This is a genomic window from Helicobacter pylori (assembly GCF_017594925.1).
Lineage (GTDB): Bacteria > Campylobacterota > Campylobacteria > Campylobacterales > Helicobacteraceae > Helicobacter > Helicobacter pylori_DP.
In genome coordinates this window covers 1-21,095 of the sequence record NZ_JAALNT010000020.1, presented here as the reverse complement: position 1 = coordinate 21,095, position 21,095 = coordinate 1, and the positions used below count along the sequence as shown (strand labels likewise).

Annotated in this window: 25 protein-coding genes; 24 read left to right on the top strand and 1 reads right to left on the bottom strand. The window is 39.0% G+C overall.

Features of this window, described 5'->3' with window-relative positions; all coding sequences use genetic code 11:
- The first annotated feature begins 2 nt into the window (after positions 1–2).
- From soj to G6069_RS06760, 23 genes are all read left to right on the top strand, one after another.
- Positions 3–794, top strand: coding sequence for a chromosome partitioning ATPase Soj (gene soj / locus G6069_RS06870; protein ID WP_001874698.1), 792 nt, complete (start codon positions 3–5; stop codon positions 792–794).
- A gap of 2 nt (positions 795–796) precedes the next feature.
- Entirely contained in the window at positions 797–1,669 is an 873-nt protein-coding gene (locus G6069_RS06865) for a ParB/RepB/Spo0J family partition protein (RefSeq protein ID WP_197293805.1), read from the top strand.
- 110 nt (positions 1,670–1,779) lie between these two features.
- The gene (locus G6069_RS06860) at positions 1,780–2,214 is read left to right on the top strand and encodes a FoF1 ATP synthase subunit B' (protein WP_001027595.1); all 435 of its coding nucleotides are present in this window, start codon (positions 1,780–1,782) and stop codon (positions 2,212–2,214) included.
- Positions 2,215–2,217: 3 nt separating this feature from the next.
- A complete protein-coding gene (locus tag G6069_RS06855; RefSeq protein WP_197293804.1) occupies positions 2,218–2,733 on the top strand; it encodes a F0F1 ATP synthase subunit B in 516 nt (171 codons plus the stop codon).
- Entirely contained in the window at positions 2,734–3,276 is a 543-nt protein-coding gene (locus G6069_RS06850) for a F0F1 ATP synthase subunit delta (protein WP_197293803.1), read from the top strand.
- 22 nt (positions 3,277–3,298) lie between these two features.
- Entirely contained in the window at positions 3,299–4,810 is a 1,512-nt protein-coding gene (gene atpA, locus G6069_RS06845) for a F0F1 ATP synthase subunit alpha (protein WP_197293802.1), read from the top strand.
- 14 nt (positions 4,811–4,824) lie between these two features.
- Entirely contained in the window at positions 4,825–5,730 is a 906-nt protein-coding gene (atpG, locus tag G6069_RS06840) for an ATP synthase F1 subunit gamma (RefSeq protein WP_079369303.1), read from the top strand.
- Between the two features lie 32 nt (positions 5,731–5,762).
- Entirely contained in the window at positions 5,763–7,163 is a 1,401-nt protein-coding gene (atpD, locus tag G6069_RS06835; protein WP_197293810.1) for a F0F1 ATP synthase subunit beta, read from the top strand.
- Between the two features lie 10 nt (positions 7,164–7,173).
- Positions 7,174–7,545 carry an ATP synthase F1 subunit epsilon gene (atpC, locus tag G6069_RS06830; protein WP_181346506.1) on the top strand — a complete coding sequence of 124 codons (372 nt, stop codon included), beginning with the start codon at positions 7,174–7,176 and terminating at the stop codon, positions 7,543–7,545.
- 10 nt (positions 7,546–7,555) lie between these two features.
- Positions 7,556–8,125, top strand: coding sequence for a MotA/TolQ/ExbB proton channel family protein (locus G6069_RS06825; RefSeq protein ID WP_079369301.1), 570 nt, complete (start codon positions 7,556–7,558; stop codon positions 8,123–8,125).
- Positions 8,126–8,177: 52 nt separating this feature from the next.
- Entirely contained in the window at positions 8,178–8,579 is a 402-nt protein-coding gene (locus G6069_RS06820; protein ID WP_154489334.1) for an ExbD/TolR family protein, read from the top strand.
- Between the two features lie 18 nt (positions 8,580–8,597).
- Positions 8,598–9,422, top strand: a complete 825-nt coding sequence (locus tag G6069_RS06815; protein ID WP_197293801.1) for an energy transducer TonB — start codon at positions 8,598–8,600, stop codon at positions 9,420–9,422.
- Entirely contained in the window at positions 9,419–10,672 is a 1,254-nt protein-coding gene (gene tolB / locus G6069_RS06810) for a Tol-Pal system protein TolB (protein WP_197293800.1), read from the top strand. Before G6069_RS06815 ends, tolB begins: the two co-directional genes overlap by 4 nt.
- 66 nt (positions 10,673–10,738) lie before the next feature.
- Positions 10,739–11,278, top strand: coding sequence for an outer membrane protein Omp18 (locus G6069_RS06805; protein WP_000831160.1), 540 nt, complete (start codon positions 10,739–10,741; stop codon positions 11,276–11,278).
- Between the two features lie 7 nt (positions 11,279–11,285).
- Positions 11,286–12,281 (top strand): tol-pal system YbgF family protein, encoded by a 996-nt coding sequence (locus G6069_RS06800; protein WP_197293799.1) that lies wholly within the window; start codon positions 11,286–11,288, stop codon positions 12,279–12,281.
- Positions 12,268–12,825 (top strand): FKBP-type peptidyl-prolyl cis-trans isomerase, encoded by a 558-nt coding sequence (locus tag G6069_RS06795; RefSeq protein ID WP_001179343.1) that lies wholly within the window; start codon positions 12,268–12,270, stop codon positions 12,823–12,825. Before G6069_RS06800 ends, G6069_RS06795 begins: the two co-directional genes overlap by 14 nt.
- Positions 12,826–12,857: 32 nt before the next feature.
- On the top strand, positions 12,858–13,064 hold the full coding sequence (locus tag G6069_RS06790; protein WP_001088951.1) for a hypothetical protein: 207 nt from the start codon (positions 12,858–12,860) through the stop codon (positions 13,062–13,064).
- 69 nt (positions 13,065–13,133) lie between these two features.
- Complete coding sequence (locus G6069_RS06785; protein ID WP_000606313.1) at positions 13,134–13,337, top strand: flagellar biosynthesis anti-sigma factor FlgM; 204 nt, start codon at positions 13,134–13,136, stop codon at positions 13,335–13,337.
- Between the two features lie 160 nt (positions 13,338–13,497).
- A complete protein-coding gene (locus tag G6069_RS06780; protein ID WP_079359850.1) occupies positions 13,498–14,436 on the top strand; it encodes a DNA cytosine methyltransferase in 939 nt (312 codons plus the stop codon).
- 117 nt (positions 14,437–14,553) lie between these two features.
- Positions 14,554–14,988, top strand: coding sequence for a hypothetical protein (locus tag G6069_RS06775; protein WP_197293798.1), 435 nt, complete (start codon positions 14,554–14,556; stop codon positions 14,986–14,988).
- Between the two features lies 1 nt (position 14,989).
- A complete protein-coding gene (gene flgK, locus G6069_RS06770; protein WP_197293797.1) occupies positions 14,990–16,810 on the top strand; it encodes a flagellar hook-associated protein FlgK in 1,821 nt (606 codons plus the stop codon).
- A 210-nt stretch (positions 16,811–17,020) separates the two neighbouring features.
- On the top strand, positions 17,021–18,724 hold the full coding sequence (gene ggt, locus G6069_RS06765) for a gamma-glutamyltransferase (RefSeq protein WP_197293796.1): 1,704 nt from the start codon (positions 17,021–17,023) through the stop codon (positions 18,722–18,724).
- Positions 18,725–18,966: 242 nt separating this feature from the next.
- On the top strand, positions 18,967–19,737 hold the full coding sequence (locus G6069_RS06760; RefSeq protein WP_121055954.1) for an HP1117 family Sel1-like repeat protein: 771 nt from the start codon (positions 18,967–18,969) through the stop codon (positions 19,735–19,737).
- 255 nt (positions 19,738–19,992) lie between these two features.
- Here G6069_RS06760 and G6069_RS06755 read toward each other — a convergent pair whose 3' ends face one another.
- Positions 19,993–20,193 carry a hypothetical protein gene (locus G6069_RS06755; protein ID WP_197293795.1) on the bottom strand — a complete coding sequence of 67 codons (201 nt, stop codon included), beginning with the start codon at positions 20,191–20,193 and terminating at the stop codon, positions 19,993–19,995.
- Here G6069_RS06755 and G6069_RS08140 point away from each other — a divergent pair.
- Positions 20,162–21,095, top strand: a 934-nt coding sequence (locus G6069_RS08140) for a DUF3519 domain-containing protein (RefSeq protein ID WP_197293794.1), incomplete at its 3' end; no start/stop codon positions are given. The genes G6069_RS06755 and G6069_RS08140 overlap by 32 nt on opposite strands.

Sequence of the window (21,095 nt, the reverse complement as noted above, 5' to 3'; positions counted from 1 at the left end):
TGATGAATGAAATCATTGCAGTGGCTAATCAAAAAGGAGGTGTGGGCAAAACGACAACAGCGGTCAATTTAGCGGCTTCTTTGGCGGTGCATGAAAAAAAAATCTTGTTGATTGATTTTGACCCTCAAGCCAACGCCACTTCAAGCTTGGGTTTTAGGCGCGATAAAATTGATTATGATATTTATCATGTGCTGATTGGCCGTAAGCAAATTTCTCAAGTGATCTTAAAAACCCAAATGCCTTTTTTGGATTTAGTGCCTTCTAATTTGGGTTTGGCCGGGTTTGAAAAAACCTTTTATGATAGCCAAGATGAGAACAAACGAGGCGAGCTCATGCTCAAAAACGCCTTAGAGAGCGTGGTGGGACTTTATGATTATATCATTATTGATTCCCCGCCAGCTCTAGGGCCTCTCACGATCAATTCGCTTTCAGCAGCTCATTCGGTGATCATTCCTATCCAATGCGAATTTTTTGCCCTTGAAGGCACTAAATTATTGCTTAACACCATTAGAATGTTGCAAAAAAGCACGAACCCTAAGCTCAAAATCAGAGGTTTTTTACCCACAATGCATGTCCCTCAACTCAATTTGACAAAAGGGGTTTTAGCGGAATTGTTCAAGTATTTTGACTCAGAGTTTTTTAGAGATTCAGCTACAGGAGAGTATATTATGATCCCTAAAAGCGTGAAACTAGCGGAATCGCCTAGTTTTGGTAAGCCCATTTTACTCTACGATATTAAATCTAATGGCAGTATCGCTTATCAAAAATTAGCTCAAAGCATTCTTCAGGGGTAGTGATGGCAAAAAATAAAGTGTTGGGTAGGGGTTTGGCAGACATTTTCCCTGAAATTAATGAAGTGTATGAGCAAGGGCTATATGAAAGAGCGAATCGGGTTGTGGAGCTTGGTATTGATGAGGTGATGCCCAATCCTTACCAACCCAGAAAAATCTTTAGCGAAGAGTCCTTAGAAGAATTAGCGCAATCCATTAAAGAACATGGTTTGTTGCAGCCGGTTTTAGTGGTGAGTGAGAACGGGCGTTATCATTTGATCGCCGGTGAAAGGCGCTTAAGAGCGAGCAAATTAGCTAAAATGCCTACGATTAAGGCGATTGTTGTGGATATTGAGCAAGAAAAAATGCGTGAAGTGGCGTTGATTGAAAATATCCAGAGAGAAGATTTGAATCCCCTAGAGTTGGCTAGATCGTATAAAGAATTGCTTGAAAGCTATCAAATGACTCAAGAAGAGCTGTCTAAAATCGTTAAAAAATCCAGAGCCCATGTGGCTAATATCATGCGTTTATTGACGCTCTCTTCTAAGGTTCAAAACGCTCTTTTAGAAGAAAAAATCACTTCAGGGCATGCAAAAGTTTTGGTGGGTTTAGATGGAGAAAAACAAGAATTGATCTTACATTCCATTATAGGGCAGAAACTCAGCGTGCGCCAGACAGAAGATTTAGTGCGTGATTTTAAAATAAACGCAAATTTTGAAAATAAAAAACATGGTTTCAAGCAAACCCAAACGCTCATCGCTGAAGATGAATTAGAACGCTTGAATCAAAGTTTGTGGGATCATTACAAGCTTAAAGCGGCTTTGAAAGGGAATAAAATCATTTTACGATGTTATGAAAATTCTCTTTTAGAGGCTTTTATGAAAAAAATGATGTCTTAACGCTTGAATATTCTCAAATTTTAAGCGATTTTTTGTTAAGATAGAGTTAATGTTTTTATAACAAATGCGAGTTTCAAATATTTTGTAGGATTTTAGGAAAGAAATAGGTTATGAATATATCGGTTAACCCCTATTTAATGGCGGTCGTTTTTGTAGTGTTTGTGTTATTGTTGTGGGCGATGAATGTTTGGGTGTATAGGCCTTTGTTGGCTTTTATGGATAACAGACAGGCAGAGATAAAGGATAGCTTGGCTAAAATCAAAACGGATAATGCCCAAAGTGTGGAGATTGGTCATCAAATTGAGACTCTTCTTAAGGAAGCCGCTGAAAAACGCAGAGAAATAATAGCAGAAGCGATTCAAAAAGCCACAGAGTCCTATGACGCTGTGATCAAGCAAAAAGAGAACGAACTCAATCAAGAGTTTGAAGCGTTCGCCAAGCAATTACAAAATGAAAAGCAAGTCTTAAAAGAGCAGTTGCAAGCGCAAATGCCGGTATTTGAAGACGAATTAAACAAGCGTGTGGCTATGGGTTTAGGGAGTTGATGGATGTTTGTAGTTAAAATGGTGTTAGGGTTTTTGATCCTTTTAAGCCCTTTGTACGCTACTGGATTGGATATTTCACAAACAGATATTATAGAGCGTTCTTTAAATTTTCTCTTATTTGTGGGGATTTTGTGGTATTTTCTGGCTAAAAAACTGCGTTCATTTTTACGCTCCAAAAGCCTTGAAATCTCCAAACGATTAGAAGAGATTCAAGCCCAACTTAAAGTGAGTAAAGAAAATAAGAAAAAACTCTTAAAAGAATTAGAGCAAGCCAAAGAAAAAGCTGAATTAATTATTTCTGATGCGAATAAAGAAGCTTACACGATCACGCAAAAATACGAATTGCAAACCAAAATAGATGTGGAAAATTTGATCAAAAATTCTAAGGCGTTGATGGATTTAGAAGTTAAAAAGATCAAAAGAGAGCTGGTTGAAAGCGTTTTTAAAGATCTAAGAGAGAGCAAAAAAGTCTCTTTCAATGCGCAAGATTGCGTGAATATTTTGAAACAAAGGCTTTAAATGCAAGATTTAAAAGTGATCTCTAAGCATTATGCTAAGGCGTTGAAAAACCACACTAAAAGCGATCTAGCATTATTGGAAGAAATCGTTGTGGGGCTTAAAAATTTAGCAGAAGCCATAAAATTGCATAAACTCAACCAGGTGTTAACCCATGTTTCTTTAAAAGTTAAAAAAGAGGTTGTATTTGAAATCTTAGAAAAAATAACCTCCACAAAAGCATGTTCAGTTTTAAAGCCTGTAATGGAAGTGGTGTTAAAAAATAACAGGCTTGACATGTTGGAATTAGTCGCTGAAGAGCTGTCTTTTGATTCTAAAAGGACTTTAGAAGCCACACTTTTAGTCCCAGAAAAGCTTGGAAATAATGAGTTAGAAGAAGTGCAACAAAAATTGCAAGCTCGTTTTAACGCCCCTGTAGAAATCGCTCAAGACACTTGGTCTAAAAAAGGGGTTTCTTTGAGCGTTTCAAGCCTGGATTTAGAAATAGGCTTTTCTAAAGAAGAGATTTTAAAGAAAATAGAAAAACAGGTTATTCAATCTATTTAATCAATCTAAGGAGATAAAGATAATGTCCCAACTAAAATTGGAAGAAATCAGCTCGGTTATTGAAGAAAAAATCAAGAATTTTGAACTTGATTGCGATATGGCTGAAGTAGGAAAAGTCGTTTCGTATGCGGATGGTGTGGCTAAGGTTTATGGCTTAAATGGTGTGATGTCGTATGAAGTGTTGGAGTTTGAAACAGGGGATAAAGGCGTTGCGGCTAACTTAGAAGAATATAGCGTTGGCGTGATTGTGTTTGGTTTTGGCAACAATATTAAAGAGGGGACTAGCGTTAAACGCACGAAGAGTTTGATGAAAGTTCCTGTTGGCGATGCGGTTGTAGGGCGTGTGCTGAACGCTTTGGGTGAGCCTATTGATGGCAAGGGTGAGATAGAAACGAATGAGTTCAGTCTCATCGAGCAAAAAGCCCCGGGCATTATGGACAGAAAATCGGTGCATGAGCCTTTACAAACTGGCATTAAAGCCATTGATGCGTTGGTGCCTATTGGGCGCGGGCAAAGGGAATTGATCATTGGGGATAAACAAACCGGTAAAACCACCGTAGCGATCGATGCGATCATTAACCAAAAAGGGCAAAATGTGATCTGTATCTATGTGGCTATTGGGCAAAAAGAATCCACTGTTGCGCAAGTGGTCCGCAAATTAGAAGAATATGGGGCGATGGAATACAGCGTCGTGATCAACGCTTCGGCTTCCGATTCAGCTGCGATGCAATATTTAGCCCCTTATTCAGGTGTGGCTATGGGGGAATACTTTAGAGATCATGCCCGCCATGCCTTAATCGTTTATGATGATTTGAGTAAGCATGCTGTCGCTTACAGAGAGATTTCTTTGATTTTGAGAAGACCCCCAGGTAGGGAGGCTTTTCCTGGAGATGTGTTTTATATCCACTCACGGCTTTTAGAAAGAGCGGCTAAACTTTGCGATGAAAAGGGTGCCGGCTCTTTGACCGCACTCCCTATTGTGGAAACTCAAGCGGGCGATGTTTCAGCTTATATCCCTACGAATATCATTTCTATTACAGACGGGCAAATTTTCTTAGAAACGGATTTGTTTTATTCAGGGATTCGCCCGGCTATCAATGTGGGCTTATCGGTTTCAAGGGTTGGAGGGGCCGCTCAAATCAAAGCGACCAAGCAGGTTTCAGGGACTTTGCGCCTGGATTTAGCGCAATACAGAGAGTTGCAAGCCTTCACGCAATTCGCTTCTGATTTAGATGAAGCGAGTAAAAAGCAATTAGAAAGGGGGCAACGCATGGTGGAAGTGCTGAAACAAGCCCCTTATTCGCCCTTGCCCATTGAAAAGCAAGTGGTCATTATTTATGCTGGGGCTAAAGGCTTTTTAGACAGCGTGAGCGTGAAAAAAGTCGTGGATTTTGAAGAGCAACTGCACCCTTTCTTGGAAGCAAAATACCCTCAAGTTTTAGAAGAAATCCACACTAAAAAAGTGCTAGATAAGGATTTGGAAGCCATGCTAAGAAAAGTCTTAGAGGAATTTAAGCTCACTTATAGCGAGTAGGAGACAGCTAGAATATGGCGAATTTAAGAGACATTAGAAAGAAAATTGGAAGCGTTAAAAACACGCAAAAAATCACGCATGCGATGAAACTCGTTTCCACTTCCAAGCTAAGAAAAGCTGAAGAAGTTGCAAGAAATTCCAGAGCGTATGCAATGAAACTAGACGCTGTGTTTGATGATGTGCTATCCAAGATGAAAAATCAAGGGATTGAAGACATTCAAAGCAAGTATTTTAGGGAACTAGAAAGACTTGAAATCAAAAAAGTGGATATTATTTTTATCACAGCCGATAAGGGGCTTTGTGGGGGCTTTAACACCAATACCATTAAAAAGGTTTTAGCATGCACGAATGAATACAAAGCTAAAGACATTAAGGTGCGTTTGCGAGGTATTGGTAAAAAGGGTAATGAGTATTTTAGTTTTAATGGGATAGAGGTTTTAGACAAGATCAATAATTTGAGTTCTATGCCTAATTATGAACGCGCGCAGGAATTCATGAAAAAAGTGGTAGAGGATTATTTGAGTGGGAAAACCGATAAGGTGATCATCATTCATAATGGCTTTAAAAACATGATCACTCAAGAAATAAGAGTCAAAACAATTTTGCCTATTGGGTATAAAATCATCCACCAAAACCCCCAGCCTAGTGAGACGCAAGAGACCATTACCAGTGAGCCAAGCGGGAGTGAAGATGAAATTTTAGACTCTTTAGCAGAAAAATATGTGGAGTATAGTTTATACTACGCTTTGATTGATTCTTTGGCCGCAGAGCATAGCGCTAGAATGCAGGCTATGGATACAGCGACGAATAACGCTAAAGACTTGGTTAAGACTTTAACCATTTCTTATAATAAAGCCAGACAAGAGGCGATTACGACCGAGCTAGTAGAAATCAATGCTGGTGTAGAAGCCCTAAAATAAAAATTACATTAAAATAAGGAGCGATGAAAGCGATGGAAGGTAAAATCATTCAGGTTTTAGGCCCTGTGGTAGATGTGGAATTTGAATCCTATCTGCCGGCGATTTTTGAAGCGTTAGACATTAATTTTGAAGTCAACGGCACTCAAAAATCTTTAGTTTTAGAGGTGGCAGCCCATTTGGGCGGCAATCGGGTGCGAGCGATTGCTATGGATATGACAGAAGGCTTAGTGCGTAACCAAGTGGTGAAGGCTCGTGGCAAAATGATTGAAGTGCCTGTGGGCGAAGAAGTGTTAGGGCGTATTTTTAATGTTGTGGGCGAGAGCATTGACAATTTAGAGCCGCTTAATCCGTCCTTAACTTGGCCCATTCACAGAAAAGCCCCTAGTTTTGAGCAGCAAAGCACTAAAACAGAAATGTTTGAAACCGGTATTAAAGTCATTGACTTGCTCGCGCCTTATTCTAAGGGCGGTAAAGTAGGCTTGTTTGGCGGGGCTGGCGTAGGGAAAACGGTGATCATTATGGAGCTTATCCACAATGTGGCTTATAAGCATAACGGGTATTCGGTGTTTGCAGGTGTGGGGGAGCGCACCAGAGAAGGGAACGATCTGTATTTTGAGATGAAAGAAGGGGGCGTTTTAGACAAAGTCGCGCTGTGCTATGGGCAAATGAATGAGCCACCAGGCGCTAGGAATCGTATCGCATTCACCGGCTTGACGATGGCGGAGTATTTTCGTGATGAAAAGGGCTTAGATGTGTTGATGTTCATTGATAACATCTTTAGATACGCTCAAAGCGGTGCGGAAATGAGCGCGCTATTAGGCCGTATCCCTTCAGCGGTGGGGTATCAGCCCACGCTAGCCTGGGAAATGGGGAAACTTCAAGAGCGCATCGCTTCCACTAAAAATGGTTCTATCACTTCCGTTCAAGCGGTGTATGTGCCAGCAGATGACTTGACTGACCCAGCCCCTGCTTCGGTGTTTGCGCACTTAGATGCGACTACGGTGTTGAATAGAAAGATCGCTGAAAAAGGGATTTATCCGGCGGTGGATCCTTTAGATTCCACTTCAAGGATTTTAAGCCCTCAAATGATCGGCGAGAAGCACTATGAAATCGCCACCGGTATCCAGCAAGTTTTGCAAAAATACAAGGATTTGCAAGACATTATTGCGATTTTGGGCTTAGACGAATTGAGCGAAGAGGATAAAAAAACGGTTGAAAGGGCTAGAAAAATTGAGAAGTTTTTATCCCAGCCGTTTTTTGTGGCTGAAGTGTTTACGGGAAGTCCCGGTAAGTATGTAACCCTTCAAGAGACTTTAGAGGGCTTTGGAGGGATTTTAGAGGGCAAATACGATCATATTCCTGAAAACGCGTTTTACATGGTGGGTAGCATTCAAGAGGTTTTAGAAAAAGCTAAAAACATGAAAAATTCCTAAGGGTTTTGTGATGGCTTTGTTGAAAATTAGTGTGGTAGTTCCTGAGGGGGAAGTTTATACGGGAGAGGTTAAAAGCGTTGTGTTGCCAGGAGTTGAAGGGGAATTTGGGGTGCTTTATGGGCATAGCAACATGATTACTTTGCTTCAAGCGGGAGTGATTGAGATTGAAACCGAAAACCAAAAAGAACACATTGCTATCAATTGGGGTTATGCGGAAGTTACTAATGAACGGGTGGATATTTTAGCCGATGGAGCGGTCTTTATTAAAAAAGGACCAGATGACAGAGACGATGCTATCTCTAGGGCTAAAAAGCTTTTAGAGGACGCAAGCTCTGACAGGTTAGCGGTCTCTAGCGTGCTGGCTAAGATTGAGTCTCTTTAAGGGGATAATCATGTTCGATTCAATCATTTATTTTTTCAATAAGAGCGGGTTTGTTACCACGCTTGTTTTAGTTTGGATTTCGCTCTATTTGGTGATGACTTTATGGGTCTTTTTGTATAAAAGCATTGTGTTAAAGATTGAACTCAAGCGCGAGATGCAATCTTTGTCTAACATTCTTAATGGGGCGCAAGACGCTCCAGAGCATTTCATGTTTAATAAAAAAAGAAATGATGAGACCAAAAGGTATTCTAATGAATTGTTGCAGGCTTGGAAACACCAGGTTCTTAAGCAAAGCACGACGGGTTTAGTGGTGTTGAGCATCATCTCTTCTACAGCCCCCTTTATTGGTTTGTTTGGAACGGTGGTTGAAATTTTAGAAGCGTTTAACAATTTGGGTGCGTTAGGTCAGGCTTCTTTTGGGGTGATCGCGCCCATTATTTCTAAGGCTCTTATCGCCACCGCTGCAGGTATTTTAGCAGCCATTCCAGCCTATTCTTTTTACTTGATTTTAAAACGCAAGGTGTATGATTTATCGGTTTATGTGCAGATGCAAGTGGATATTTTGTCTTCTAAAAAATAAAGCTTTTAAGGGGATTTTATAAATATCTTAAATAGGGAGTTAGAAGGTTTTTATGAATTACGATAACTATTGGGATGAGGACAAACCAGAACTCAATATCACGCCCTTAGTGGATGTGATGCTTGTTTTATTGGCTATTCTTATGGTAACGACGCCCACTCTCACTTATAAAGAAGAGATTGCTTTGCCTTCTGGTTCAAAAACTGCTAGAGCTACTCAAGATAAAATGATAGAGATCCGCATGGATAAAGACGCAAAAATCTATATAGATAGTCAAACCTATGAATACAACTCTTTCCCGGATACTTTCAACTTGCTTTCTAAGAAATACGATAAAGATACTAGGGTTAGTATCCGCGCGGACAAGCGATTGACTTATGACAAAGTGATTTATTTGCTAAAAACGATTAAAGAAGTGGGGTTTTTAAAAGTTTCTTTAATCACAAGTCCTTAAAAAGTAGGGCTAATTTGCATGAGTAAGAGTGCGATCTTTGTTGTTTCTGGCTTTTTGGCGTTCTTGCTCTATGCTTTGTTATTATATGGTTTGTTGCTAGAAAGACACAATAAAGAAGCGGAGAAAATCCTTTTGGATTTGGGCAAAAAAAACGAACAAGTCATTGATTTGAATTTAGAAGATTTGCCAAGCGATGAAAAAAAAGATGAAAAAATCGCTGAAAAAGCAGAAGAAAAAAAAGATGAAAAAGTAGTTGAAAAAAATGCAACTGATAAGGATGGCGATTTTATTGATCCTAAAGAGCAAGAAGAAAGCCTTGAAGATATTTTTTCTTCACTCAATGATTTTCAAGAAAAGACAGACACAAACGCTCAAAAAGATGAGCAAAAAAATGAGCAAGAAGAAGAGCAAAGGCGTTTAAAAGAGCAGCAACGCTTAAAGCAAAACCAAAAAAATCAAGAGATGTTGAAAGGTTTGCAACAGAATTTGGATCAATTCGCGCAAAAACTAGAAAGTGTTAAAAACAAAACTTTAGATTTGCAAATCCCTAAACAAGATGGGGTTGATGAAAAAGCCTATCAAGAATGGTATGCTCAAATCTATCAAATTTTATATAGAGGCTGGAGGGGCGTTTTTTATCACAAGGCTTCAGTGAGCGTGCTGATTATGATCACTAAAGATGGAGAGTTTGATTATACCATTCTTAGCTACTCTGATTTTAAGGATTATAACAAGAGCGTGATGACCCTTCTAGATGATTTAAAGAAAGTGGATTTCCCTCCATATCCTGGAGGAAACATGATTTCTATTAAAGTTAATTTTACGACTAAGGAAGAACAATGAGGTATTTATGGCTTTTTTTAATATACGCTATAGGGCTTTTTGCAACAGATAAAACGCTAGATATTATTAAAACCATTCAAAAACTTCCTAAGATTGAAGTGCGCTACTCTATAGATAACGATGCCAATTACGCTTTAAAAATGCATGAAGTCTTAGCGAACGATTTAAAGACTAGCCAGCATTTTGATGTTTCTCAAAACAAAGAACAAGGCGCTATCAATTACGCAGAACTCAAGGATAAAAAAGTCCATCTTGTAGCGCTTGTGAGCGTGGCGGTAGAAAACGGCAATAAAATTTCACGATTAAAACTTTATGATGTGGATACAGGAACGCTCAAAAAGACTTTTGACTACCCTATTGTAAGTTTAGATCTATACCCTTTTGCAGCGCACAACATGGCCATTGTGGTGAACGATTATTTAAAAGCCCCTTCTATCGCTTGGATGAAGCGCCTGATTGTTTTTTCTAAATATATTGGACCAGGAATCACAAACATCGCACTAGCGGATTATACGATGCGTTATCAAAAAGAAATCATCAAAAACAATAGGCTCAATATTTTCCCTAAATGGGCGAACGCTGAGCAAACGGAGTTTTATTACACGCAGTATGGCGAAAGAACGCCCATGATTTTAAAATACAACATTCAAAAAGCCACTCATGAGAATATCGCTAGCTCTCAAGGAATGGCTGTGGTTTCTAGCGTGAGTTCTGATGGCTCTAAAATTTTAATGTCTTTAGCCCCTGATGGCCAACCGGATGTTTATTTGTATGACACGCATAAAAAAACTAAAACCAAAATAACGCGCTATCCGGGGATAGATGTTTCAGGCGTGTTTTTAGAAGATGACAAGTCTATGGCTTTTGTTTCAGATAGATCCGGTTATCCTAACATCTATATGAAGAAATTGGGGTTAAAAGAGAGCGCGGAGCAACTCCTTTATGAAGGAAGAAGCAATGAATCCATTGACGCTTATAAAGATAGTATCGTGTATGTGAGTCGAGAAAACCTTAATGAATTTGGCAAAACGGTGTTTAATTTGAATCTGATTACTCTAAACAGCAAGTATATCCGCAGGCTTACCGTGAATGGCTCTAACCAGATGCCTAGGTTTTCTATGGATGGGAGAAATATCATGTATATCAAAAAGACGCCTCAAGAATACGCCATGGGGCTTATTTTGCTAGACTATAATCAGAGTTTTTTATTCCCTTTAAAGAATGTGAAAATACAAGCCTTTGATTGGTAAGGTTAAATTAAGCGAATGTGAGTTAATATTTACATTCATTGAAATTTTATTTTTGGAGAATTTATAATGAAGAGATCTTCTGTATTTAGTTTCTTGGTAGCTTTTTTATTGGTAGCTGGCTGTAGTCATAAAATGGATAATAAGACTGTGGCTGGCGATGTGAGCGCTAAAACGGTTCAGACTGCGCCTGTTACTACAGAACCAGCTCCAGAGAAAGAAGAGCCTAAACAAGAGCCAGCTCCAGTGGTTGAAGAAAAGCCGGCTGTCGAAAGCGGGACTATCATCGCTTCTATTTATTTTGATTTTGACAAGTATGAGATCAAAGAATCCGATCAAGAGACTTTAGATGAGATCGTGCAAAAAGCTAAAGAAAACCACATGCAAGTGCTTTTGGAAGGCAATACCGATGAATTTGGCTCTAGCGAATACAACCAAGCGCTTGGCGTTAAAAGGACTTTGAGCGTGAAAAACGCTTTAGTCATTAAAGGGGTAGAAAAAGATATGATCAAAACCATCAGTTTTGGCGAAACCAAACCCAAATGCGTCCAAAAAACTAGAGAATGTTACAGAGAAAACAGAAGAGTGGATGTCAAATTAGTGAAGTAATTTTAGGATGAAAAGGCTTTTTTTTATCCCTTTTATCACTCCCTTTTTTCTCAATGGGGAGCCTTCAGCGTTTGATTTGCAAAGCGGAGCGACCAAAAAAGAACTCAAGCAGTTGCAAGTCAATAGCAAGAATTTTTCCAATATTTTAACCAAAATCCATTCGCAAGTGGAAGCAAACACTCAAGCTCAAGAGGGTCTAAGGAGCGTTTATGAAGGACAGGCTAATAAGATTAAAGATCTCAATAACGCTATCCTTTCCCAAGAAGAATCCTTGCGAGCCTTAAAAGCCTCTCAAGAAGTGCAAGCTAACACGCTCAAGCAGCAATCGCAAACTTTAGAGGATTTGAGGAATGAGATTCACGCTAACCAACAAGCTATCCAGCAGTTAGACAAGCAAAACAAAGAGATGAGTGAATTATTGACCAAGTTAAGCCAGGATTTGGTTTCACAAATCGCCTTAATCCAAAAAGCCCTCAAAGAACAAGAGGAAAAAGCTGAAAAGCCGCTCAAATCAAGCACTCGATCCAATGAGACCCCCCCTTCAAAAGCCGACGCACCCAAAAGCCAAGAGAAAAAAACCCAAGAAAAGGCAAAAATTGAGTTTGATAAAGATTTGTCCAAGCAAAAAGAGATCTTTCAAGAAGCTCTGTCTTTTTTTAGAAACAAATCCTATGCAGAAGCCAAAGAGCGTTTGTTGTGGTTAGAAGCCAATAGTTACAGACTCTCTTATGTGCGTTATGCGCTTGGAGAAGTGGCTTATGGAGAAAAGAAATATAGAGAAGCGATCAAATATTACAAAGAGAGCGCTCTTTTAAATCAAAAAGCGTCTTACATGCCTGTGCTTTTGTGGCATACGGCATGGTCGTTTAAAAAAATCAAAGACGATCAAAACTATTATAAATTTTTAAACACTTTGCAACACTTGTATCCTTCAAGCGAACAAGCTAAAATGGCACAAAAAACCTTAGAAAACAAGGAGAAACACCACCATGCAAAACCATGATTTAGAATCAGTCAAACAAGCCGCTTTGATTGAATATGAAGTGAGGGAGCAAGGCTCTAGCGATGTGCTAGATAGTAATATTTCTAAAGAGCCTTTAGAGTTTATCATAGGCGCTAATCAAATCATAGTAGGGTTAGAAAAGGCGGTATTAAAGGCTCAAATTGGCGAGTGGGAAGAGGTTGTTATCGCCCCAGAGGAGGCTTATGGGGTTTATGAAAGCGGTTATTTGCAAGAAGTCCCTAGGGATCAATTTGAAGGCATTGAATTAGAAAAAGGCATGAGCGTTTTTGGGCAAACTGAAGACAATCAAACCATTCAAGCCACTATCAAAGATTTTAGCAACACGCATGTGATGGTGGATTATAACCACCCGTTAGCCGGGAAAACTTTAGCGTTCCGTTTCAAGGTTTTAGGTTTTAGGGAAGTGAGCGAAGAAGAGATTCTAGCTTCACACCATGACAGTGCGACAGGTTGCTGCGGCGGTCATGGGGGTCATGGCAGAAAGAAAGGTGGGGGCTGTGGTTGCTCATGTTCGCATGGGTAGTGAGGTATAGGCATGTTTAAAAAGGCAAGGTCATGAATAGTTCTAACCTCAAGAATTGGCTATTCCCTACCATTTGCTTTTTTTTATTTTGTTATATTTTAATTTTTTTGATATTTTTTATGTTTAAAAACTTGCAATCGCAATCTTTTGGCTCTGTGGCAGAAACCGGAAAAAAACCCATTACTACCACCAAGAAATTTGGTAAGGAATTGCAAAAACAGATTTCAAAAATCCATTAACTTTTTTTCTTTTTTGCCGATACTTGCTGTAATCAAATGAATTGGATATTTAGATTAAAGGATTTTAAGATGATTAACGCCGTCTCTTCGCTCACTCCAGTGCAATCTTTGGGGAATTACAAGCGTGTGGAAAAGAATGAAAAAGTTGAAAACAATGAAGCCGCTCTTGATAGGGTGGCTGAAATCAAGCAAGCGATTGAAAATAACCAGTATAAGATCAATTTGCATGAGACTTCTCACAAAATGGCACAGGATTTATTGGGGATAAGCTAGGGGGTTTAAGGGCTTCATTTCTAGGGGGGTTATTCTCGCTGTTGTTTTGTTTTCATTAAATTTTAGTTTCTTTATGTTTTAAAATGCGTTTGTCGCTCTTTTAAATAGGGTGTGTTTTTAGTCGTGTGTTAGGAATGATTGATTGGGGATTTTAACTTTTATGGATTTTTGCTCTGGCATTGGTGGAGGCCGTTTGGGCTTGGAGCGGTGCCATTTAAAATGCGTAGGGCATGCAGAAATCAATCATGAAGCCCTTAGGACTTATGAACTATTTTTTAAGGATACCCATAATTTTGGGGATTTGATGCGGATCAACCCTAATGATTTACCCGATTTTGATGTTTTGGTTAGTGGGTTTCCTTGTCAAGCTTTTTCTATCAATGGCAAAAGAAAGGGGCTTGAAGATGAAAGAGGGACTATTATTTATGGGCTTATTCGTATCTTAAAAGTTAAACAGCCCAAATGTTTCTTGCTTGAAAATGTTAAGGGTTTGATCCATCATAAGCAACAAGAAACTTTTAAAACCATTATCAAAGCCTTGCAAGAAGCGGGCTATACAACTCATTATCAAATGTTAAACAGCGCTGATTTCCAATTAGCCCAAAAGAGAGAGCGCCTTTATATCGTAGGGTTTAGGAAGGACTTGAAACGCCCATTTAATTTCCCTTTAGGTTTAGCCAATGATTATTGTTTTAAGGATTTTTTAGACGCTGATAATGAATGCTATTTGGATGTGAGTAACGCTGCATTTCAAAGATACTTGCGTAATCCATACAACCATAACCGGGTTTTTTTAGAGAATATTTTAACTTTAGAAAACGCCGTTTTAGACACAAGACAATCTGATTTAAGGTTGTATTTTAATGTTTTTCCTACTTTAAGGACTTCTCGGCATGGTTTGTTTTATACCCAAAAAGGCAAAATCAAAAGATTAAACGCTATTGAAAGCCTGCTTTTACAAGGGTTTCCTAGAGATTTGATCGCTAAGATTAAAAACAACCCTAACTTTAAAGAAAGCCATTTGTTATCCCAAGCGGGGAATGCGATGAGCGTGAATGTGATTGCCGCTATCGCTAATCAAATGTTAAGGGCGATTTAAAGGGAGAATGATTTCAAAACACCCCCTATCCCCTTAAGAAATTGAATTTTATAATAAAACTAAAAATGGCATAGTATTTGCTTGAATACGGCTGAAACAAGAGCTAAAGGATTTGTTATGGTCGTTTTACATTCCCATTTAGAAAACGCGCTAAACCAATTGAAAGAATTGATTGATTTAACCGAGTACGATATAAGAGACATCAAGCTCGCTAAACACACCGAAATTTTTGAAAGAAACCATCAAAAACAGCTAGTGATTCAAGCTTTTGAGAAAGAAAAAGCGAATATAGATGCACAAATGTTGTCTTTAAAAAACCAATTCCCCAATAAAGAAATGAGTGAATTATTAGACGAAAAAACGAGCGATTTTTTAAACCAAATGCGAGAATCCTTGCTTGTTTTGAAAGAAAAAAACTTGATCTATTCGCGCATGGCGTTTGCGGTTTCTGAGTTTTATTCTTCGCTCATCCAACAAATCATTCCCCATGACACTTGCGATTATAAAGGCTCTAGGCATGTGGGGAGTCATTTTTTAAGAGTGCAGGCGTAAAATGGGCGGAATCTTATCTTCACTCAACACTTCTTACACCGGCTTGCAAGCCCATCAGAGCATGGTGGATGTTACCGGGAATAATATTTCTAACGCCAGCGATGAATTTTATAGCCGTCAGCGCGTGATTGCAAAGCCCCAAGCGGCCTATATGTATGGTACTAAAAACGTGAATATGGGCGTGGATGTGGAAGCCATTGAAAGGGTGCATGATGAGTTTATTTTTGCTCGTTACACGAAGGCTAATTACGAAAACACTTATTACGATACAGAGTTTTCGCATTTAAAAGAAGCGAGTGCGTATTTTCCGGACATTGATGAAGCGAGCCTTTTTACGGATTTGCAAGATTATTTTAACTCATGGAAGGAATTGTCTAAAAACGCCAAAGACTCCGCTCAAAAACAGGCTCTCGCTCAAAAAACAGAAGCTTTAACGCACAACATTAAAGACACCAGAGAAAGATTAACGACCTTACAGCATAAAGCGAGCGAAGAATTAAAAAGCGTCATTAAAGAAGTCAATAGCTTGGGTTCTCAAATCGCTGAGATTAACAAACGCATCAAAGAAGTGGAAAACAACAAGAGTTTAAAGCATGCGAATGAGTTAAGGGATAAGCGAGATGAATTAGAGTTTCATTTGCGAGAGCTTTTAGGGGGGAATGTTTTTAAAAGCAGTATTAAAACCCATTCGCTCACAGATAAAGATTCAGCGGATTTTGATGAGAGCTATAACCTTAATATCGGGCATGGGTTCAATATCATTGATGGCTCTATTTTCCATCCCTTAGTGGTTAAAGAATCCGAAAATAAAGGGGGGTTGAACCAGGTTTATTTTCAAAGCGATGATTTTAAGCTCACTAATATTACCGACAAGCTCAATCAAGGGAAAGTGGGGGCGTTATTGAATGTGTATAATGACGGATCTAACGGGACTTTAAAGGGCAAATTGCAAGATTATATTGATTTGTTGGATTCTTTTGCTAGGGGCTTGATAGAATCCACGAATGCGATTTACGCTCAAAGCGCGAGCCATCATATTGAAGGCGAGCCTGTGGAGTTTAATAGCGATGAAGCCTTTAAAGACACTAATTACAATATCAAAAACGGCTCGTTTGATTTAATCGCTTACAACACCGATGGTAAAGAAATCGCCAGAAAAACCATTGCTATCACGCCCATTACAACCATGAACGATATTATCCAAGCCATTAACGCTAACACCGATGACAATCAAGACAACAACACCGAAAACGATTTTGACGATTATTTCACAGCGAGTTTCAACAATGAGACTAAAAAGTTTGTTATCCAGCCTAAAAACGCTTCGCAAGGGTTGTTTGTCTCCATGAAAGATGATGGCACGAATTTTATGGGAGCGTTAAAACTCAACCCTTTTTTTCAAGGCGATGACGCTTCTAATATCAGCTTGAATAAGGAATACAAAAAAGAGCCTACCGCTATCCGCCCATGGCTTGCCCCTATTAATGGGAATTTTGATGTGGCGAACATGATGCAGCAATTGCAATACGATAGCGTGGATTTTTATAACGACAAGTTTGATATTAAACCAATGAAAATCAGCGAGTTTTATCAATTTTTAACCGGTAAAATCAACACGGACGCTGAAAAATCCGGGCGTATTTTGGACACCAAACAAAGCATGTTAGAGACCATTAAAAAAGAGCAACTCTCTATTTCGCAAGTGAGCGTGGATGAAGAAATGGTGAATTTGATCAAGTTTCAAAGCGGTTATGCCGCTAACGCTAAGGTCATTACGGCTATTGATCGGATGATAGACACTCTGTTGGGGATTAAACAATAAGTTTCCTAGCGTTTTTATCAAATAGACCTTATTTAACTTATTTTTTAAACTCTGTTTATTTTAAAAACTCATTTTTGAGCCTTTTTTATAACCAACACTCAACGATAATGGTTAATAGTATTATATAAGCAGTAAGCGAGAGGGTGTTTTGTAAAGCTTGTGTTATAATAACAAAGAAATTTTAAGCGTAACTGATTGAAAGGAAAACAGATGAGACGGAGTTTTTTAAAAACGATTGGCTTGGGCGTGATAGTGCTCTCTTTGGGGTTGTTAAACCCTTTGAGCGCGGCGAGTTACCCACCCATTAAAAACACTAAAGTGGGGTTAGCCCTTTCTAGCCACCCGCTAGCCACTGAAATTGGGCAAAAGGTTTTAGAAGAGGGAGGCAATGCGATTGATGCAGCCGTAGCGATTGGTTTTGCTTTAGCGGTTGTCCATCCGGCAGCAGGCAATATTGGCGGAGGGGGTTTTGCGGTTATCCATTTGGCTAATGGTGAAAATGTTGCCTTAGATTTTAGAGAAAAAGCCCCCTTAAAAGCCACTAAAAACATGTTTTTAGACAAGCAAGGCAATGTGGTCCCTAAACTCAGTGAAGATGGCTATTTGGCGGCTGGGGTTCCTGGAACGGTGGCGGGCATGGAAGCGATGCTGAAAAAATACGGCACCAAAAAACTATCGCAACTCATTGATCCTGCCATTAAATTGGCTGAAAATGGTTATGCGATTTCACAAAGACAAGCAGAAACCCTAAAAGAAGCAAGGGAGCGGTTTTTAAAATACAGTTCTAGCAAAAAGTATTTTTTTAAAAAAGGACACCTTGATTATCAAGAAGGGGATTTGTTTGTCCAAAAAGATCTAGCCAAGACTTTGAATCAAATCAAAACGCTAGGCGCTAAAGGCTTTTATCAAGGGCAAGTCGCTGATCTTATTGAGAAAGACATGAAAAAAAATGGGGGGATTATCACTAAAGAAGATTTAGCCAGTTACAATGTGAAATGGCGCAAACCCGTAATAGGGAGTTATCGTGGGTATAAGATCATTTCTATGTCGCCACCAAGTTCAGGAGGCACGCATTTGATCCAGATTTTAAATGTCATGGAAAATGCGGATTTAAGCACCCTTGGGTATGGGGCTTCTAAGAATATCCATATCGCTGCAGAAGCGATGCGCCAAGCTTATGCGGACCGATCGGTTTATATGGGAGACGCTGATTTTGTTTCGGTGCCGGTGGATAAATTGATTAATAAGGCGTATGCCAAAAAGATTTTTGACGCTATCCAGCCAGATACGGTCACGCCAAGCTCTCAAATCAAGCCAGGAATGGGGCAGTTGCATGAGGGGAGCAACACCACGCATTATTCTGTAGCGGACAGGTGGGGGAATGCGGTTAGCGTTACTTACACCATTAACGCCTCTTATGGGAGTGCTGCTAGTATTGATGGGGCAGGATTTTTATTGAACAATGAAATGGATGATTTTTCCATAAAGCCTGGGAATCCTAATCTCTATGGTTTAGTAGGGGGCGATGCGAATGCGATTGAAGCCAATAAGCGCCCTTTAAGCTCCATGTCGCCTACGATTGTGTTGAAAAACAATAAGGTTTTTTTGGTGGTGGGAAGCCCTGGAGGGTCTAGGATTATCACTACGGTGTTGCAAGTGATTTCCAATGTCATTGATTATAATATGAATATTTCTGAAGCGGTTTCAGCCCCAAGATTTCACATGCAATGGTTGCCTGATGAATTAAGGATTGAAAAGTTTGGCATGCCCGCTGATGTGAAAGACAACCTCACTAAAATGGGCTATCAAATCGTTACCAAGCCGGTTATGGGCGATGTGAATGCGATCCAAGTTTTACCTAAAACTAAGGGGAGCGTTTTCTATGGGGCAACGGATCCAAGGAAAGAATTTTAATTCTATTTAGCCTTATTTTTTTTGGGAGGGGGACTTTTTTAGCGAGAAAATCTTAAATTTAGTTTTAAAAATCATAAAAATAGTGTAAAATTTCTCATTACAAGAGACGATATTAGATGTAAAATGGTGTATGCAGAATGGAGTTTGAGAATGTTTACTGGTTCTAGAACGCATGCAATTTCTTTTTTAAGATTGGTAGCCATTGACATTATGTTTGATCTTATTAAAGCAGAGGAGTAACAATGGGATACGCAAGCAAATTAGCCTTGAAGATTTGTTTGGTAAGTTTATGTTTATTTAGTGCTCTTGGTGCAGAACACCTTGAGCAAAAAAGGAATTATATTTATAAAGGGGAGGAAGCCTATAATAATAAGGAATACGAGCGGGCGGCTTCTTTTTATAAGAGCGCTATTAAAAATGGCGAGCCGCTTGCTTATGTTCTTTTAGGGATCATGTATGAAAATGGTAGGGGCGTGCCTAAAGATTACAAGAAAGCGGCTGAATATTTTCAAAAAGCGGTTGATAACGATATACCTAGAGGGTATAACAATTTAGGCGTGATGTATAAAGAGGGTAGGGGCGTTCCTAAAGATGAAAAAAAGGCCGTGGAGTATTTTAGAATAGCTACAGAGAAAGGCTATACTAACGCTTATATCAACTTAGGCATCATGTATATGGAGGGTAGGGGCGTTCCAAGCAACTATGTGAAAGCGACAGAGTGCTTTAGAAAAGCGATGCATAAGGGTAATGTAGAAGCTTATATCCTTTTAGGGGATATTTATTATAGTGGGAACGATCAGTTGGGTATTGAGCCAGACAAAGATAAGGCGATTGTCTATTATAAAATGGCGGCTGATATGAGTTCTTCTAGAGCTTATGAAGGGTTATCAGAGTCTTATCGGTATGGGTTAGGCGTGGAAAAAGATAAGCAAAAGGCTGAAGAATACATGCAAAAAGCATGCGATTTTGACATTGATAAAAATTGTAAGAAAAAGAACACTTCAAGCCGATAATTCTCAAGCTTGGGCTTGATTCAAGGATTTTTGTTTTTTATGCTAGGTGGCATGTTTTTTGAACAATTGATTTGAAGCGATAGGTTAAAGATATTGCATTTTTCATGGCTAAGTAGCTTCCTACCAAAAACTTTAGCTAAAAAACATTGCTTGCTATAACCTTCTATCAAATACCTTAACGCTCTGTTTGTCTCGCCTAAATATTCTCTTAACAAACCCCTAAATTTAACAACTCCAAACAATAGCGAGCGGTTTTCATAAGCTTTTTAAAAACGACGCTAAGATCGCCGAAAGCCTAAAACCCGCTATTACGAAAAACTTAAGCCAAGGATTAGCGACCACTCTAAGCGGAGCGTTAAAATACCAGTGGACTAAATTCACTTTAGGAACGCTATACAGAAACGCGCCCGATCGCATTTTAGGCGTGAAATTACCCAAAGCTTTAAATGAAGCCACCGCAGGAGCCGCCTTAAAGTATCACATTAAACGAGCGCTTGAACGAAGCCACTCAATAAGCGATTTTAGTAAGAATTTAGAACTCAGCGCGCAAAAATCACACTTTAGCAACAACACGCTTAAAATCATTGAAGAGCTTAATAATGGCGTTAAAAGCGCGAGCGAAGAAATCAATAAGGAAGTAAAAGAAAAAGCGTTTGATTTTTCTAATCAAAAACTCACTAACGAGCAAATCAAAGAGCTATTAAATAACGCAGAAATCCCTACAAGCGGGAGAGATGCAATCACTTTTGGAGTGAATAATTTAAACCCTGAAATCGTTGAATTTATGCACAGAAACAACAAGAAAATGATTATAGAAAAAGCCTCTAACAAAGAATTAGAACTTTTAAAAGATGCTAACTTCAAGCAAAACATAAGAGCGAGTTTAGATCATGATGCTATCGCTCACATACTCAAAAGGCATGGCGTTAATTCTGTTAATGTTAAAAATGGTGAAATCCCTGTTACGAACGAAGACATAGCGAATTATAGATATATCGTTAATAACGCTGATGCAATTCTTAGGACTTTAGACAAATACGATAAAGAAGCTATAACAGCGTTTAAACAAATCAACGGCTATGCGGTAGTGGTAGAGCAAGCGATCAATAAGAAAAATGAATCAGCTTTAAAAACAATGTTCAAGAGTAACGGAGATTATAAGAATAATGATGTTTATAAAGAATTTTCAAGCACCTCACTCGACGCTAATGCGAAGGTACGCCATAGGTTGAGTTCCTATAGTGGTGCTACAGAGAATAATACAACAAAACCGCTAAATAGTCAAGAGGATTTATTAAAAACAAGCGAAAATTTAAACGAAACCGCCCAAGAAGTTAAAAATTTAAGCCCCCTTGAGC